This is a genomic window from Achromobacter colocynthidis, from assembly GCF_057334535.1.
Window position 1 is genome coordinate 29,300 of record NZ_JBHFIZ010000005.1, and the last position, 15,357, is coordinate 44,656.

Here is a 15,357-nt window from a genome sequence, read left to right on the forward strand (position 1 = left end):
TCTATGACCTGCCGTTGCGTGAATTCCAGGCGGCTCCGCCCTGCTGGTAAGACCGCTTTATCTTCACGTCCACGCGGGCATCCACGAACTCGCCAATTTCCTTGCCAAACTGCTCCCAGCCTGGCGTGGTCTCCGAACGCGTTTGCTCGCCGCCTTGAACGTAAATGGTCACTTGCACAGGGCCGCTCGAAGCATTGCCTGCACCGCCGGTAGCGGTATTCGGAATCTGCGCTCGCACGCCTAAGCTTCCGTCCGCCGCTCGCTTCAGGGGGAGAATTGCCTCTGGGCCGGCTTCGCCAAAAACGCCCGCACCCTTAGCGAAGGCAAACACCTGCGGGGTGTCGTAAATCCCGCCCGAGTAGGCGGAAAGGCTGGGCGACGTGTAGACGTTCCCTTTTGCGTTCGCCACACCCCAGCCGTTGGATGCAATCAGCGATCCGATTCCGTCCCCACCCGCGGCCTGGACACTGCTGGCCATGGCCTCAGTACCCGCCGCAGCACCGGAAGCCGCACCAAACAGCGACCCCGCAATACTCGTGACTAGCCCGAGCATTGCTTGGCGCGCTGCGATCTTCGCCATATCGGCAAGAACGCTCCTTGTGAAGTCCCCGAAATTCGCCTTCCCGGAGGTCACGAACGACGCAACTGCGTGCTCCATGCCCGTGAAAAGCGAAGAGAAAACCTGCTGCGACTGCGCCATCAGGTTGGCCGAACCGTCGACCCACTCGTTTACCGCGAGCAGCGCGCCATTCTTCCAGTCCCCCTGCATGGCGACACGTTGCTGCATGTACTCGCGCTCGCGCTGCACCTGCGCTTGCATAGCCGCGTCGATCTGCGCAATGCCTTGTCGGTACTGCTCGGAATCCAACGCGCCCGCCCCGCCCTCGCGGAGCATCTTGTCGGTGAAGCCGTCCTGAATGCGTCTGAAGCGATCCTGCGCCTGATTGACCGAGTCGGCCAACGCTCGATCATTACTCCCCAACGTCAGCGCGTTCATTTGCCGGCTGACCTGCAAATCGCGCGTCTCGCGGTAGTTGGCAATGTCCAGCTGCGTTGCTCGCAACGCCCCGCGGATCTTGGCCTGGTACTTCTCGATGTCGGTCGCTTCTTGCTGCTGCGACCGCGCAATCTGCGCCTCCAGTTCCTGCACTCGGCCGAGATATCGCTCCCGCTCGACCAACTGCTTCTTCCCGCCCGCGATATCCGCCTGCTGACGAACGATTGCCAGTTCATCGGAAAGCGCCGCCCGTTGGGCCGCGGCACGCCGGCGGATGAAATCCTCTTCCGACAGCAGGCCGGCCGCCCGTTGACCTTCGAGGGCGGAGGTCTCCGCGCGTAAGGCTTCCTCGCGCAAGCGCGCCTGGGCTTGCATTGCCGCAAGTTGCGCCGATAGCCCGTTCTGGCCGGCGCTATTGGCGTCCTTGTCTTCGAACTTCTTGCGCGTCGCCGCCTCACGAGCCTTGATCGCTTCCGGCGTAATCCGCTCGTCGCCCGGCTTCACCGCACGGATGGCGTTCTCGAACCGCAGATTCTCCGCCAAGGCAAAATTGAGCTGCTTTACCTTGTTCGTCTCGCGGTCAAGACCATCCAACCGCTTAGCGGCATCGATTGATGCCGCATTCGCGGCGGCATTCACGCCTTTGACCAGGGCTGCGGCTTCCTCCAAGGCCTTTTGGTCTTCGGCGTCCCGCAGCGCGCCCTCGGCATTCGCGACCCTTGCCCGGCCGGCATCGTTCAAACCCGCCGGCCCGTTGTCGCGCGCCTTCATCCGCGCGACGTTTTCGCGCAGCGTATTGATGCGCGCCGTGAGCGGGTCTTGCTCTTGCCCAACCCGCTTCATTGATTCCCAGGCGCCATCTACGGCGCCCTTTACCTCCCGCCAGGCGCGTTCAAGTAGGCCCAGCTTCTGAGGCGCTTCGGTTCCCAGATAGTCGTGCAGCGCCTGCGACGTCTCGCGCATGGCCGCTTCGCGATTACCGCTTTCCTCCAGCGTGCGGATGTAATCCCACTGCGCCAGCGTCATGAAGTTGAGCGAGCGGTTATGTTCTTCCGCCCATTTCGTGACGCCTTCCGGCAGCTTGGCAAAGTCCTTGGACACTTCGTCCATGGCCGTACCAGACACCTTCTGAAACGCCACCATCGTGGCGCTCATCTTCTGGACTGTGTCGCTCGATATCTGACCTGTCGCAACCAGGGACTCAACCGCCTGTTGCGCCTGACGGCGCGAGCCGCCATCCCCAGCCGCCGCGACCGCCATGCTTTTAATCTTGTCGGCTGTCACCCCGGCATAGTTGCCCGTCAGCTGAATTGTCCGATTCAGCCGCTTGGCGTCTTCGCCTCCTTGGTACGCCGCAAATCCGAACGCGACTGTTGCGCCGGCGAGCAGCGTAAAGGGAGTGATCATCCCCAGCAGCGTGCTTCCAAGCGCCTTCAAAGCGGGAAGAATCCCGCCAAAGAGATCTTTTAACTGCCCGCCTTGCTGAAGTATCACGGTACCGAGGTTCTGTCCGGCATGAACAGAAACAACCATGTCCGTGACCTGAGCCGAAACGCTTCGCATCGCCCAGGCAGTCTCGCCGGCCGTTTTACCGTACTGATTCATGGAGCGGCTGGCCGCTCCCATTGCCACCTCTTGCTCACGCAGTCGCGCGATCATCGGCGCTGCACGTCCACCCACGCCCAGCTCAGCGGCTTGCAACTCCAACAATTCCGACCGAGTCTTGCCTATCGCGCGCACCTGCCGCTCAAGTGCCTGCACAAACCGCTCAGACGTTTGGGTGAACGCACTTCCACCCGTCGCGCTGGCATTGACGGCCTGCGTCATCTGCCCCGCCGCGGCTCCCATCTGCGCAGCGGCGGCACCCGCCCGCCCAAGCGCCGCGTCAGTCTTGGCCGCGAATTGAGTGGTGGCCGCTTCGGCCGCCCCGAACCCGCGTGTCAGGTCTGCCTCGTTGGCGGTCAGGGTTACGCCAAGGGTCTTGTCTGTCATGTCATTCCGCCCACTGCGGTGCGCTATTGCGCAGCTATGAATACGTCCAGCGCTGCGCTTTCCATCGCCCGGATATCTCTGAACGCCTGGCGGTGGTCAGCAGTTTGAGGCAATAGCATCTGGATCGTGGCCTGTATCTCTGTGGCCGGAATTCCTGCGCGTATCGGCGCCCCCATAGGAGGTACAAGCCAAGACCAGCATGTCGCCAGTTGCAGGAACACTTCCAGGATTAGCCAGTTGTCGTCGAACACTTCGAATTGCGTCTCGGGTTCGCCGACATTGGGCCGCTCCATGATTTCAGCCGGCGCGCCGAGCAGCGCCAAGGCCTCCAGCACGACGTCGTCCGGTTCGAACTCGCCGGCCTGCTGCTCAGCCTTCCCGCCCATGGCCCAATGGCGGGCGGCCGCTACGAGTTTTTTTCGCGCACCTGCTGGTGGGCTTCGAAGAAGCCGCTGAACAGAGGGCCGACAACCTCCGGCCAGTCGCTCAGCACCTGACCCAGCGCCTTCGCGGTAAACGGAATTGCTTCGCCTTGGCTGTCTCGCGCGCCGAGCCAGCCCGTCATCTTGTCCTTGATGAACTCAACGTCGGTGGAGTAAGTCCATTTCGGCGCCGGCTTTGTACGCACGACAGGGGGACGGCCCTGGCGCTCATTGAAGGAGTTGGTCAACGAGTCCTGAAGGTCGGCAACCTGGTCCAGCGTGTGTCGTTTGTACTGAGCAACAAACTCGATGATGACGGCATCGCCGTTTTCGCCATGCACTTGAACCTTGATCGGGCACGCGGCGACCGCGCGCTTGGTTGTTACGAATGCCATGCTTATTTCTCCCAGAATGCAAAACGCCCGGGCATGCCGGGCGCAGAGTTTTGAATTTGATGGACTAGAGTTTGTGCGGCTCAGCGGACGATGATTTCCAGCTCGTCGTTACCGGCAACGCCAGGATTCACGTTCATGTCGAGTTCCAACATCGCCACGTTGTCTTGCTCGGAATACGCGGGGTTGGTCAACTGGGCTGACGGAGCCTTGATTTCGACGATGTTGCCCGCCACGGTGCCGTGCGTAATGGAGACCGGCTTTCCGGCCCCGTCGAGGACCATCGTGGGCCAGTCGAGCTGGGCAATCGAAGGCAGTTCCAGCGCGATCTTTCCAGTGGGCTGGCGATCGGTAATTTCCGCGCCCTCGCAGCCGATAAGGGAGCGCCAGACAAGCTGGTTCGCAATGTCGAAGTTCAGCGATTGAAGGCAGCCCGAGTACGAACCGAGGGACCATGTGGGCGTGTTCTGCTTATTGACACCTTTCGGGATCTGGAAGGCGGCGTAATCGACCACCGAAGGATTTGCGCCGTCGGTGATGGGTTGATACGCACCCATAAAGCGGAAGCGCATGAAGGGAATGCCCTTGGCCGTCAGGTCAAAGGAAACAGTGCCGCGCGCGTCAAGAATCTTGTGGAACAGCCCGTCGAGGTAGTAATGCAGCGTCAGCCGTTCGAAGTTGTCGGACACGGGCAAATACCGTGTGTCGGTGTCCTCCGTGACCGTCTCCGAAAATCCGCAGGCGCGCAGCAGAGGCCCCCAAGCAGGAGCCTTGCCGGCCGTTCCCGAGCCGGCAAGTTCCACCTCGCCCTCAATCTGGGCGTACTGCGTGGTAGCGATCTGCCCCGAATTGCCCATATACGGGCGCAACAGCGCACGCTCCACAAACTCGGCGGACAGAGGCGTGGCCGTGACATTGCGCAGCAGAATGGCATTCGCGGCGCCGGTCGGCACAGGGTCGGTGCCCACTGCGGTCTGGATCTTCGCCAGCAGCAAGGTCTTTCGAATCGATTTTGCCATTTATGGCTCCATGGTTACCGGAGAGTGGTTTCGCTCGGCTTAGCCTGCGCAATCACACGGGCCGGTGCGCTCGATGAGCACGCGCTCCCCTGTCTCGGGGTCGCGCAGGTAGCTGCCGCCCTGCCCGTGGTATTGATCGGGCGAACCGGCGGAGGGTTGGGCAGTAGTGCGGACTCCGGCGCCCGCCTCGGCCTGATTGATCACGACCGCGGCAGCGTTGGTTTTGGGTGTGGACATTTGATGCTCCCAGGATCGGACGACTACCCGCTGAGGGATTGCTCGTCAGTCTGATAGGTGATGCGATAGCGCCGGGTCACGACCTGGCGCCGTAAGTCGCCGTTGGCATACTTCGGTTCGTCGGTGCCGAACTCGGCGACCGCAATGACGTTCGGCCCGCTGTAGCCCATCACCAGCGGGTGGGCCGCCTCAAACACATCCTCTGCCAGTTCCAGATGGTCGTCTCCGCACGTATGGACGATCAGGTGGATCTCGCGAACGCGGGTAACGCGGGGAACTGCCATGCTCTCGACAGATTCCGCCCCCAACTGAACGGAAACCACCCGAGGGTCTTCCCTGGTGATTGCCCGTACTGGGGACGGCTCCATCACGGCAGGGAAGCCCGCCACTTTCAAGGCCGCCCGCAGTTCTTGAACGTAGGTCAGTGCAAGCGTGGTCATGTCAGGCGTTCCAAAAGCGCCCGCGTCCAGTACCCATCGCCAACGGTGACGGGTTCCTGGCGGACTCGATAGCGATCCCCGGCGATATCCAGCTCGCTGTGGTACTCCAGGCCCGGCGCGTCAGCGGTGGTGAATTCGATTTCGTAATCGGTCGAATGCACCATCGTTGCCTCATCGATGACGCCGGGTCGGTCGAACCGAACCTGGAATCTGACCGGGGGGGCCGCGCCGACCAGGTCGGCCGGCTCTCGGATACCCACCGCGTCGAACGCCTCGTCGAACACAGAGTTATCCCATTGCATGCTGTCAGGTGCCCATCTTCAGCTTGATGATCGCCTTCGGCCGCGTCGGCAGATGCAGCGGATTCGATTGGCTCTCGATCTCCAGCCCCTTGCCGAACGGAAGTGGCTCAACGCGCGTGTAGTACGGAAGGCCGTCGGTATTGACGGTTTCCATGTAATCGGCCGGCGCAAATCGCGTGATGAAGAAGTCCGGCACACCATCGGGAAAGGCGTAGGCCTCCTCGTCCGCGATGAAGGGCGTTCCGCCCAGCTTGCCGCGATAGCGTTCGTAGGTAACGCCGCCAATCTCGAACGAATCGGCCGGCTTGCCCCGCAGTTCGGCCGCCTGTGCGGTGTTCAGGTACGTCTCGCGCACGCTCTTGTGGCTGATCAGCTTCTTCCAGAAGACCTTGCCGCACACGGCGCGAATGCCGCGGACAGGAGTCGCACCCAGAGCGTCTTCGATCAGATCGGCGACATCGTCGGACTTCAGGCGGATATCCGTGGTTGCGGTCGACAGTTCCATCGGGAACTGCTGTTGCACGATGTTGAAGGATTGATATACGTCCAGCAGCACAGTTACACCGTCGGCGTCGAGAACCTGCCCCTTGATGCCGCCGATACGCTGAAATTCGTGCGTGAGGTCCAGTTGCTGGCGGTGCTTGCTCTGATACTTGGCCACCCGCGCCTCCGCCACTTCCAGTTCCGTTTGGCTACCGAAGGCGCGGATGCCCTGAATCTCGTCCGCCAGCATCGTGGAACGCTGCGGCAGGTGAACCGTATTGAACGGAATGAGTTTGCGCCCGGCCAGCACGACGGCCTGTCCGACGCCGCCGCGAGGTTTGGCGGAGACCAGGCCAAGAGTCTGGCCGTCGTATTCGATCTGGGCCACCGTGGTGGAAATGCCCTCTTCCGAGTACAGGCCCAACTGGGCGATACGGCCGGGAATGGACTGCAATTCGTTGATCGCGGCGGTCAGCGTGGAAACCGAGAATTTTTCGTCTTCGAAGATGTTGATAGCGGCCATGTAAGGCTCCAGAAATGGAAACGGCCGCCCGAAGGCGACCGCAGATGTTGGAAATGTGAGGGTACGGAGGGCTGATCAGCGAACGAGGATGCCAGCGGCGCCCAGCGTTTCGCGGCCAGGCGTGTCCAAGCCGACGAGCAGACTCGCCGCCAGTTCCGCATCGCGCGCGATGACGACGATCTGCTGATCGGCATCGGAGGCGGGCACATTGCTGTACAGGACAGCGTCGGCCTTGATCGGCGTGTCGGGGTCCGCCCCCGGCCCCGCGTAGGCAACGTACTTGCCATCGCCGCCCAGCGTGAGCAGCTGGCCTGCGGCCAAGGTGACAAGGGTGGCGGCCAACAGCGCGTTCTCGCGCGAGCGCTGACCATTCGCTTCGGACAGGATGAAATCGGCAGTGCGGGCTTTTTGATAAACAAAGGACATGGTGACTCCTATTGGGCAGAGAGGGCTTTTCGTTTGGCGTAGATCGCCTGGGAATTCGGCCCGCTCTGCTTCGGGGCCGATGAATTGGTCGGGGGACGGTTATTGATCGGATCTCCCGAGTCGGCGAGAACCTGATCGAAAAGGCGTGCTCGCGCCTGGTCCACCGTGAGGCCGGCAGACACGAAACCAGCAGCCTTTTCGGGCAACTTCGCCGCCAAGCAGATGCCGGCGATCTCTTTAGCTTGCGCTACCAGTTCGTCCGCACGCGCAAGGCTATCCAGCGCGCCGCTGACCAGCACGCCCTCCGCCAACTCGGCAATACCCTGCTGCCGGCAAGATGCGTACACCCGGGCGGCCAGTGCCGCCGCCGTCGGCAAATCTTCGGGCGGGATGGGCTCGGGTTCCGGCTTGGGTTCGGGTTCAGGCTTGGGCTTGGGTTCGGGCTCGGGCGCCGGATCAGCCCCCTCCAGGGCTTTGAGCATGGCTTTCACATCGTCCGGCAGATTCTTGTGCTTCTCCAGCACTGCGGCTGCGCTGTCCGACATTTGCAGGCGAATCGGATCTTCGATGAGGTCGCAGAAGCCCAGGGCCTGCGCTTCGAGCGCAGTCATCCAGGTGGTCGCGTCCATCATTTCAATGATCTTGTCGCTGTCCAACCCGCTCTTGAGGGAGTAGGCCGCGACCACACCATCTCGGATACGATCCATCATTTCTGCGGTAGTGCGCAGATCCTCGGCCGTCCCGCCGGTGATGATCCATGCGTTGTGCATCATTAGCTGCGTATTCTCGGGCATGATCGTCGGCTGGCCGGCCATCGCGATCAATGAGGCCGCGGATGCGGCCACACCATCTACCCGCGTGGTCACCCGACCGGCATACCGGCGGAGCGCGTTGTAGATTGCAAAGGCGTCGAATACGTCGCCCCCCGGGCTATTCAGCGACACCAAGATGTCGGCACCACCCGCCGCGGCTGCGTCCAGTTCGGTGACGAACGCTTCGGCCGTGGTTCCCCAGAATCCGATTTCGCCGTAAATGCGAATCTCGACCACAGGCTTATCCGCCTGCGCGTTCGCAGTAATCGTGTACCAGGCCTTCTTTGCCATGTTGGCTCCATTCATTGATTGATAGGGTTGGGGCTGCCGCCCCCGTCGGATCCGGTCGCCTTGCCGGCGGTGGTGGTCTGCCGGGGATCGCTATCGAACACAAAGCCCTCGGAATCGGCCGTTTCGTTGTCGGCACGGATCTCCGCTGCCACGTGGTCCGGATCGTCACCCTTCTTGAGAATGATTGACGACCGGCTGGCAAACCCGCTTCGCACAGATTCCTTGTCCGCCTGCACGTCCTGCACCGGGTTGAAATAAGGCCATCCTTGAGGCACCCACAGTACGCGCAGCCATTCGCGACGGCGACGGTGGTAGTCCGGCATCGGAAAGGTGCCGGAGAGCGCCAAGGCATCAATCCATGCGTTCCAGACGGGCCGGCAGAATTGATGAATCACGCAGTGCCATTGGTACTGCTCTATGAGCCGATGAAACTCGTTGACGACCACCCGGAGCGTTCGGTCACTGATGCCGCGAAGGTCGCCCGAGGCAATCTCGTAGGGCATGCCGACGGAAGCAAACGCCGCCATCAGTTGTTGCCGCATGAACCCTTCGTAGTTGCTGCCAGCGTCAGGCGGGCTGGAAAAAGTCACCGATTCGCCCGGCGCCAGCTCCTGCATAGTTCCGGGCTCCATCGAGACGAGCGGCGTGCCATCGTCATCGATCTCGTAATTTCCGGATTCACCCGTGAGCGGATTAATCGGATCGGATTCGGGATCTGGCTTCGTGATGAAACCAGCGAAGAGATTTGCGACCTCCTGCCGATACATCACGGCATCGTCCAGGTTGTCGATGGACTTCAGGCGCAGCAGGATGGTCGCCAGGGCAGTCACGCCGCGGACTTGACCGGGCCGCAGCATCGGATAGGCGTGGATCACCTGCTCCGCAGGCACCCGCACTATGTCCTGTTCCATGCCAGCGCGGCCGAACTCGCCCGGATGGCGGCGCCACAAGTGATAGTCGGTGCGCCGGCCGATAGCATCAAACTCAATGCCATTTACCACTTCACGACCGTTCGGGAGTGAAAATGTTCGCTCTACCGGAAGTTGGTCGCCTTCCAGTAGCTGCACCTGCAAAGGCACGGACAGGCCGTCTTGAGGCCGCCGCGGGCGGAGACGCGCCAGAGTTTCACCATCCTGGAAGATGCTCCGAACCGCTAGGGCCTGCATGCCGTAGAAATCCAGCCGGCCATCAGCATCAGCCTCTTGCACCCAATCCGCCCAAAGTTCCTTCAGCGCTCGCCGCACTGCCGCATCTGGGTGCTTGGGATACGGCTGGATCCCGGTTCCGATCACATTGGTGACCCATCGTGTCGTAGCCGTGAGCGCCCAGGGGTCATTACGCACAGCGTCTCGCGCGCGACGCCGCTGCAATCCAAGATTTTGGGTGGCAGCAGCGTTTGGCCCTGCCCCCGATGGATTCCAATTGCGAGCACGCCTGCCGGTAGCACTGCCGCTTTCATAACTGCTGCTCATTTGCGCGCTCAGGCGACGGGGCACGAGCAAGCCCGAACTGCGCTGCTTGAGGTAGCTCATCGAATCCCCTTTCCGGCACTGCGCAGCCTGAACTGTCGCGGCCGCCCTTTGCCTTTGCTAAGCTCCCGCTCCACATGAGCGCGGGCGCGCATCAATTCGTCCGTGCTACGGAAGCGCACGCGCTTGCCGTCGTACTGGACCTCCAACTGGCTACCGGCGATAGCGCGGTCCAATTTCTCTAGATCGGCCTGGGTGTATGCCATGGAACTGTCCTATTTCATTGTTTTGGCTGCTGGTTCACGCCGTTCACCTCCGCCCCTTCAGATAGCTCGAGGGCGCAGCCCGGCGTCGACCAGGGCGCGCTGGCGCCCTTGGAGCTGGCGCTGGTGACGCTAGCGCCGCCCGCGCCGGCTTTGCAGCCTGCGGGTTAGGCGATTGCGCCGAGTCGTCGTCAGCCTCGGCGGCCGGCGGCAACGCATCCAACTTTTCCGCCATCGCGTCCCACCAGGCATCGGTCTTGCGCGAAAGGCCCAGATGCTCGGCAACCCACAGCGCGTAGACGGTGCAGTCCCACGTTTCCACCCGCTTGCGAATCGCCGTCCAAAGCGTGCGAGTGCCGGTTGCGGTCTTGCGCCCCACCCGCACCTCGCCAGAAAACTGCCTAAACCACTCGTCCGACAGGTCCGCCGACAAGTGGACATAGCCGGCCCCCGGCGCCTCGATTGCCAGGCGGCTATGCAGCAGGTCTTTGGCCAAGTTGGTGCCGACGTGCCAAAGAATGACGCCCTTCTTCAAGCGTTTACCCCGCCAATCGATATCAACCTGGCCGGCGCCGTCCTTGATTGCCTTCTCTCCGAAGGGGCGCCCACGTACCGCAAACACCCGGCGCGCCTTGTTGCGTCGCGCGAAGTCATAAACGGCATTCGAATGGTGGCCGCCGGAGTCGATGGCGGATGCATAAATGCTCATTTGCTGGCCGCCCTCATGCTGGAAACGGCGCTCAAATAGGTATTCCGCCACGCTGGCCCAGACTTCATCCTCGGCTGGGTTGCCGTGAAAAATCTGATGATCAATCGTCCACATTTCCTGGCCGCGTCCAAATCCCCAGACGCCAACCTCGACCCGATTTCCCTGTGTGTCGCAACCAGCCAGCAACAGCGTGCAGCCCATCGGCACCATGTTGTCGCCTTGGCCTGGAAGCCGGTAAGCCTCGATCTCCGCGCGCCGCTTAAGTTCGTCGGCTTCGATCTTCTCGATTTCGCCTTCCCAGGCCTGGCCCAGCGTTGTGTTCCAGAAGGTCTTCAGCGGCTCGTCGTCTCCTTGCTGCGCCTTTGTGTACGCGTCCAGAAACTCCCGCACGAGCTTGGACCAGCTAACCATCGGGCTGTACGCGGTCCAAACCTGAAAGGCGACCCGCTTGTGAGCCGGGATGATCGCGCCGGCTGCATCTCGGAAAACGCCATCACGATCGATCGTCGTCCCGTCCGTGCCGAACCAGAATCCATCCTCCGCCGCGGCCAGATACTCGCCCTGGGTAATCAATACGCCGCAATGCGGGCACAAGTGCCGGACCGTCTCCGGGTCGCCATTCAGCCATTTGAATCCGTGGGGTTCGTCCTTTCCGCCCCAGGTCAATGCGTGATGTTCTCCGCAGTGGGGACAGGCGATGTGATAGTCGTATCGCGCATCCGCGCCGGCCGCACGCTTGTCCATCAGGCAGGTCTCTTTGAGCTTCGGCGTGGATCCGATCACTAGCTTAGGAAAGGTGGCCCCCTCAAGGCGCTTGCTTGCCAGCTGGCCGGGATCGCCTTCACCGTCGATGTTCGAATCGAATGAGCTGAACTCGTCCAGCACGGCAACGCTGATCGACAGACGCCGGTAGTTGTCGCCGGAGCGCCCTCCGCGCAGGTGCAGCACGCTACCGCGGAACTTCTTCACCAGCAGTGTGTTGTCTTTGTGGCGCGCCAGCCGCGACGGAAAAATCGGGTGCATCGCGGTGACGTCCCGGAGCATCGGTTCCAATTCCGTTTTGACGAACTCGTCCCGGGCGCTGTCAGTGGGCTGCCATAAGGCTTGGTTGCGGCGGCGATGCTCCGCGAAGTATCCGAGAGCGGCCAAAACGATTTTGGTATATCCGACCCGGGCGGACTTGATGACGTCAACCTCGTGGACGTCATCGCTTCCGATACAGGCCAGAATTGCGCGTTGGAACGGCCAAGCCTCCCACCGCTGCTCTACATACGACGATTCAGCCGAGAGATAAAAGTGGCGCTCTGCCCATTCCCGCAGCGTCATCGGCTCCGGCGCGCCAAAGGAGGCAAGCCCGCGTCGAAGCGCGCGAGCGACCGCCGCGCGATTGTCGTCTACGAGCATCCCTAGTCCTCATGGTCTTCGTCCGCTTCGATATCCTCCAAGGACAGAGCCGCAACGGCGTTGCGCGCCTTGGCTATTTCTCGTCGCAGGATCGTCAGATCCGCATCCGTCAGGTTGGGCAGCCGGCGCTTCAGGATTGCCGGAATGGCGTCGAGGGTGGCTGCTACCTTCGTGCCGGCGCGGACCAGCACATCCTCCAGGACGCTGACCGGAGCAAGCTCGCCACGCGTGACGGCGTTTTCCATTTCCACTTTGTCCGCCTGAGCGGCATTCAGTCGGGCCTTTTCTGCTGCCGGATCGAGACCGGGCGCGTCAGGATCGGCGTTGCGGCCGGCGGCGCTGCCCCGCAGGTTTCCGCAGTAGGCAAGCAGCCAATTTCCGAGCGTGTCGCCCGCGGTCATCACCCCGCGCATCAGCAAGCCACTGATAACGGGCTGCGTGACGCCCACCAGTTGCGCGAAGCGCGCCTGCGTTGTCTTCTTGTCTGGGTCGATCATCTTGCTGTCGCCAGGGCGGCGTCCCATGCCGTCGAAAACTCCGCGTCGAAGCGCTCGCCATAGACCTCTGTGGCCGTCTCATAGAAGGGCAAGCGCGGCGTGTACGTCGGCGCTTGGATGGCGAGTAGAACGGGTTTCACATCCACCCCGTGTGTGCCAGTCTTGCGCCATACGCCCGCAGGCAAGGCCTGGCGGCGATTGCCATTCATCGAGCCCTTGCCGCGTGAAATGAAGTACTGCACGCCGTTGATCTTGCGATAGCCCTCTTTCGAGGTGGACACCTGCGCAATTCGCGCACGGCTTTTGGCACTCGCGTTCGCGCGGTAGCCCTGCTCGCCAAAGGCCTCGAAGTACGACAGCAGCCGGACGATCTGGCCGCGCGACATATTGCCGTAGGCGTCGAGTTCGGCGCCGGCAGCTGGTACTAGGAAGCTCGCCGCCGGAAGCCCGGAGCGCTGCAATGCCCGCTCCGATCGCTTGTGCCGGCGCCCGCCGCCCAGCACCTGCGGCGAAAGATACCTGTCGGCCCCGATCCCTTTCGCCGTCGCGTCCCGGTAATCGATCCTGGCCGTCAGGTTCTCTTTCGTCGCACGGCTGACCCGTAACGCGTTGAGCGTGTACGGCGTGGGCCGGTCGAACACCTGGCGCGTCTGCTGTACCAGCGCCTCGCGAACCGCTTGGGCCGTTTTGTTGAGGGCCGCCGCAGTCGCAAATGGCAGCTGCCGCTTCGCCGTGGCGTAGTAGTCCGCGCCAGCGCGGAGCGTGGACGTGAACTTCAACATGACGACACCTCAGATATAACCCCCCTCCCGAGGGGAGGACGGCACGCGACAAAGGGTCAGCCGAAGCTAACTCATTGTTTTTGTTTGGAATTACCCCGAAATTATTATTACCCCCCTTAGCGCTCTCGTGACTAGCGAGCGTCTGGGGTTCGAATTACCCTTACCGGACGGATTTCTCCAGGGGCCCCCGGCATTTTTTTTCCCCTCAGATGCCATCAATCTGCTTCCAGGTTCGATGCGAGAGGCACCCCCGCCAATCACAGAGGACACACCATGTTGATCTACTGCTACACCCTGACGCCGGACACCAACGGCACGAACTTGATTCAGTACCCCGACCTGCCTGGAGGCGCATCGGTCAGCGAAGGCGAACACGACGAGCAAGCAGCCGAAGGGCTTGAAGCTATTTTGCAGATGTACATCGACGCGCGCCGCCCTATCCCTCTTCCTGAAGCGGTGGGGGATGGCAGCGTGACCCTTGACGCACTGCCCACCGCGAAGCTCTTTCTATCAAACGAGATGGTGCGTCAGGGCGTGCGAAAAACCGAGCTGGCGCAGCGACTCGGCATCCACAACCCGCAGGTTGACCGCCTTCTGGATCTGGCGCACAGTTCAAAGCTGGAAGCGATGGAGGCTGCGTTTCGAGAATTGGGCCGCCGCTTGGACATTTCTGTTGCCTAAATCGGGGTGGCTCTATGCGCGTACTTATCGTTGACGATGATTCGGACACCGCCGAGCTGACAGCCGAATGCTTGATGGTGGATGGCGACGTCACCGTCCAGATCGCCAGCAACGGTGACGCTGCACTACGCGCGGTTGCCGACTTTGCGCCCGATGCAATTCTTCTTGATGTCGATCTCCGTGGCGGGTCGGGCCTCGACTTGGCACCAGAACTAAAGAAGCTATGCCCGGGCCGGGAACCCCGCATCATCATATTCAGCGGAACCGTTCCCAGATCAAACTTTGGATCGTTTCCGGCAGGCGTAGACGCCTGGCTTGCCAAACCTGCGCACCTTGCGGAAATTCAAGCGTGTATTACAGGAAAACGCGACTCCATCTGAAGGCGCATCGGCAGCCAAGGTCTGCCCCACCAGCTATTGGCCCGACCAACTCTGAATCACAAGTTCGCGCCTGGGCACACCAGCGCCCCCGGCCACCGTGTACCGGATGTCCAGGAAGTGCATGGGAAACCCGGCGAACACTTGCCGCATTTCCGGATGATCGTTAACGCTGACTAGCGCTCGACCTTTCATCGTCCGCATGACGTCCGCCATCGCGGCATATTGCTCAAGCCCGAACTCGACGCCGTACCCAGCGGTGGCCCAATAAGGCGGATCCATATAGAAGAGCGTGTGCGGCCGGTCGTAGCGCTTCACGCAATCCAGCCACGGCAGATGCTCAATGAAGATGCGCGCGAGGCGCAAATGCGCCGCTGACAGCGTTTCTTCCAAGCGCAGCAGATTCAGGCCGGGCGGGGAAGTCGTTGCCGTGCCGAATGTCATGCCTTCCAGCTTGCCGCTGAAGCAATTCTGCATGAGGTAATAGAACCGTGCCGCCCGCTGGATGTCGGTCAGCGTTTCGGGCCGGGTCTCTTTCTGCCACTTAAACATCTGCCGGCTGGACAGTGCCCATTTGAACTGACGCACGAACTCTTCTAGGTGATGCTGCACCACGCGGTACAGGTTGACCAGGTCGCCGTTGATATCGTTAAGCACCTCAACCTTGGCCGGCTCGGGCCTGGCGAACAGCAGCGCCGCGCCTCCGGCGAAGGGTTCGACGTAGCAGGAATGTTTCGGGAAAAAGGGAAGAATCTTGTCGGCCAGGCGGCGCTTGCCACCCAGCCAGGGAATGATCGGTTTTGCCACTTGTGAACGTCCATGTAAACTGACCGCCGCCT

18 protein-coding genes are annotated in these 15,357 nt (G+C 61.8%); 2 read left to right on the top strand and 16 right to left on the bottom strand.

What is annotated here, in order from left to right; genetic code table 11:
- Position 1: 1 nt before the first annotated feature.
- The 15 genes from ACE04A_RS01810 to ACE04A_RS01880 all read right to left on the bottom strand — a co-directional run bounded on the left by ACE04A_RS01810 (position 2) and on the right by ACE04A_RS01880 (position 13,460).
- Positions 2 to 2,989, bottom strand: coding sequence for a phage tail tape measure protein (locus ACE04A_RS01810; protein ID WP_485819816.1), 2,988 nt, complete (start codon positions 2,987 to 2,989; stop codon positions 2 to 4).
- A 23-nt stretch (positions 2,990 to 3,012) separates the two neighbouring features.
- Positions 3,013 to 3,375: a hypothetical protein gene (locus tag ACE04A_RS01815; RefSeq protein ID WP_448716002.1), complete on the bottom strand. Its 363-nt coding sequence runs from the start codon at positions 3,373 to 3,375 to the stop codon at positions 3,013 to 3,015.
- A gap of 20 nt (positions 3,376 to 3,395) precedes the next feature.
- Positions 3,396 to 3,806, bottom strand: a complete 411-nt coding sequence (locus ACE04A_RS01820; RefSeq protein ID WP_448716001.1) for a hypothetical protein — start codon at positions 3,804 to 3,806, stop codon at positions 3,396 to 3,398.
- An 80-nt stretch (positions 3,807 to 3,886) separates the two neighbouring features.
- Complete coding sequence (locus ACE04A_RS01825) at positions 3,887 to 4,822, bottom strand: phage tail tube protein (RefSeq protein WP_448716000.1); 936 nt, start codon at positions 4,820 to 4,822, stop codon at positions 3,887 to 3,889.
- 39 nt (positions 4,823 to 4,861) lie between these two features.
- Positions 4,862 to 5,059 carry a hypothetical protein gene (locus tag ACE04A_RS01830; RefSeq protein ID WP_448715999.1) on the bottom strand — a complete coding sequence of 66 codons (198 nt, stop codon included), beginning with the start codon at positions 5,057 to 5,059 and terminating at the stop codon, positions 4,862 to 4,864.
- Positions 5,060 to 5,082: 23 nt separating this feature from the next.
- A complete protein-coding gene (locus ACE04A_RS01835) occupies positions 5,083 to 5,499 on the bottom strand; it encodes a hypothetical protein (RefSeq protein ID WP_448715998.1) in 417 nt (138 codons plus the stop codon).
- Complete coding sequence (locus ACE04A_RS01840; protein ID WP_448715997.1) at positions 5,496 to 5,801, bottom strand: head-tail joining protein; 306 nt, start codon at positions 5,799 to 5,801, stop codon at positions 5,496 to 5,498. The genes ACE04A_RS01835 and ACE04A_RS01840 overlap by 4 nt, the downstream gene beginning before the upstream one ends.
- A 4-nt stretch (positions 5,802 to 5,805) precedes the next feature.
- Entirely contained in the window at positions 5,806 to 6,807 is a 1,002-nt protein-coding gene (locus ACE04A_RS01845; protein ID WP_448715996.1) for a major capsid protein, read from the bottom strand.
- A 75-nt stretch (positions 6,808 to 6,882) separates the two neighbouring features.
- Positions 6,883 to 7,233 carry a head decoration protein gene (locus tag ACE04A_RS01850; RefSeq protein ID WP_448715995.1) on the bottom strand — a complete coding sequence of 117 codons (351 nt, stop codon included), beginning with the start codon at positions 7,231 to 7,233 and terminating at the stop codon, positions 6,883 to 6,885.
- Positions 7,234 to 7,241: 8 nt separating this feature from the next.
- Positions 7,242 to 8,336 carry a head maturation protease, ClpP-related gene (locus ACE04A_RS01855; protein WP_448715994.1) on the bottom strand — a complete coding sequence of 365 codons (1,095 nt, stop codon included), beginning with the start codon at positions 8,334 to 8,336 and terminating at the stop codon, positions 7,242 to 7,244.
- Between the two features lie 11 nt (positions 8,337 to 8,347).
- Positions 8,348 to 9,868, bottom strand: a complete 1,521-nt coding sequence (locus ACE04A_RS01860) for a phage portal protein (RefSeq protein ID WP_448715993.1) — start codon at positions 9,866 to 9,868, stop codon at positions 8,348 to 8,350.
- A complete protein-coding gene (locus ACE04A_RS01865) occupies positions 9,865 to 10,071 on the bottom strand; it encodes a phage head-tail joining protein (protein ID WP_315136873.1) in 207 nt (68 codons plus the stop codon). The genes ACE04A_RS01860 and ACE04A_RS01865 overlap by 4 nt, the downstream gene beginning before the upstream one ends.
- A 43-nt stretch (positions 10,072 to 10,114) precedes the next feature.
- Positions 10,115 to 12,181, bottom strand: a complete 2,067-nt coding sequence (locus ACE04A_RS01870; RefSeq protein ID WP_448715992.1) for a phage terminase large subunit family protein — start codon at positions 12,179 to 12,181, stop codon at positions 10,115 to 10,117.
- A gap of 2 nt (positions 12,182 to 12,183) precedes the next feature.
- Positions 12,184 to 12,678 carry a terminase small subunit gene (locus ACE04A_RS01875; RefSeq protein ID WP_448715991.1) on the bottom strand — a complete coding sequence of 165 codons (495 nt, stop codon included), beginning with the start codon at positions 12,676 to 12,678 and terminating at the stop codon, positions 12,184 to 12,186.
- Positions 12,675 to 13,460 carry a hypothetical protein gene (locus ACE04A_RS01880; RefSeq protein ID WP_448715990.1) on the bottom strand — a complete coding sequence of 262 codons (786 nt, stop codon included), beginning with the start codon at positions 13,458 to 13,460 and terminating at the stop codon, positions 12,675 to 12,677. The genes ACE04A_RS01875 and ACE04A_RS01880 overlap by 4 nt, the downstream gene beginning before the upstream one ends.
- A gap of 273 nt (positions 13,461 to 13,733) precedes the next feature.
- Between ACE04A_RS01880 and ACE04A_RS01885 the strand changes: the two genes are divergently transcribed.
- Both ACE04A_RS01885 and ACE04A_RS01890 read left to right on the top strand, forming a co-directional pair.
- A complete protein-coding gene (locus ACE04A_RS01885) occupies positions 13,734 to 14,141 on the top strand; it encodes a type II toxin-antitoxin system HicB family antitoxin (RefSeq protein WP_279997558.1) in 408 nt (135 codons plus the stop codon).
- 14 nt (positions 14,142 to 14,155) lie between these two features.
- Positions 14,156 to 14,521: a response regulator gene (locus ACE04A_RS01890; protein ID WP_279997559.1), complete on the top strand. Its 366-nt coding sequence runs from the start codon at positions 14,156 to 14,158 to the stop codon at positions 14,519 to 14,521.
- A gap of 33 nt (positions 14,522 to 14,554) precedes the next feature.
- On the opposite strand, the gene ACE04A_RS01895 is transcribed toward ACE04A_RS01890, so the two are convergent.
- A complete protein-coding gene (locus ACE04A_RS01895) occupies positions 14,555 to 15,325 on the bottom strand; it encodes a DNA adenine methylase (RefSeq protein WP_279997591.1) in 771 nt (256 codons plus the stop codon).
- Positions 15,326 to 15,357 lie beyond the last annotated feature (32 nt).

Bases quoted from the DNA above. Each gene is read 5' to 3' on its own strand.
- ACE04A_RS01835 (WP_448715998.1), bottom strand. From the start codon at position 5,499: ATGACCACGCTTGCACTGACCTACGTTCAAGAACTGCGGGCGGCCTTG.
- ACE04A_RS01880 (WP_448715990.1), bottom strand. From the start codon at position 13,460: ATGTTGAAGTTCACGTCCACGCTCCGCGCTGGCGCGGACTACTACGCC.
- ACE04A_RS01870 (WP_448715992.1), bottom strand. From the start codon at position 12,181: ATGCTCGTAGACGACAATCGCGCGGCGGTCGCTCGCGCGCTTCGACGC.
- ACE04A_RS01810 (WP_485819816.1), bottom strand. From the start codon at position 2,989: ATGACAGACAAGACCCTTGGCGTAACCCTGACCGCCAACGAGGCAGAC.
- ACE04A_RS01820 (WP_448716001.1), bottom strand. From the start codon at position 3,806: ATGGCATTCGTAACAACCAAGCGCGCGGTCGCCGCGTGCCCGATCAAG.
- ACE04A_RS01840 (WP_448715997.1), bottom strand. From the start codon at position 5,801: ATGCAATGGGATAACTCTGTGTTCGACGAGGCGTTCGACGCGGTGGGT.
- ACE04A_RS01845 (WP_448715996.1), bottom strand. From the start codon at position 6,807: ATGGCCGCTATCAACATCTTCGAAGACGAAAAATTCTCGGTTTCCACG.
- ACE04A_RS01860 (WP_448715993.1), bottom strand. From the start codon at position 9,868: ATGAGCTACCTCAAGCAGCGCAGTTCGGGCTTGCTCGTGCCCCGTCGC.
- ACE04A_RS01875 (WP_448715991.1), bottom strand. From the start codon at position 12,678: ATGATCGACCCAGACAAGAAGACAACGCAGGCGCGCTTCGCGCAACTG.
- ACE04A_RS01890 (WP_279997559.1), top strand. From the start codon at position 14,156: ATGCGCGTACTTATCGTTGACGATGATTCGGACACCGCCGAGCTGACA.
- ACE04A_RS01865 (WP_315136873.1), bottom strand. From the start codon at position 10,071: ATGGCATACACCCAGGCCGATCTAGAGAAATTGGACCGCGCTATCGCC.
- ACE04A_RS01830 (WP_448715999.1), bottom strand. From the start codon at position 5,059: ATGTCCACACCCAAAACCAACGCTGCCGCGGTCGTGATCAATCAGGCC.
- ACE04A_RS01815 (WP_448716002.1), bottom strand. From the start codon at position 3,375: ATGGGCGGGAAGGCTGAGCAGCAGGCCGGCGAGTTCGAACCGGACGAC.
- ACE04A_RS01885 (WP_279997558.1), top strand. From the start codon at position 13,734: ATGTTGATCTACTGCTACACCCTGACGCCGGACACCAACGGCACGAAC.
- ACE04A_RS01825 (WP_448716000.1), bottom strand. From the start codon at position 4,822: ATGGCAAAATCGATTCGAAAGACCTTGCTGCTGGCGAAGATCCAGACC.
- ACE04A_RS01850 (WP_448715995.1), bottom strand. From the start codon at position 7,233: ATGTCCTTTGTTTATCAAAAAGCCCGCACTGCCGATTTCATCCTGTCC.
- ACE04A_RS01855 (WP_448715994.1), bottom strand. From the start codon at position 8,336: ATGGCAAAGAAGGCCTGGTACACGATTACTGCGAACGCGCAGGCGGAT.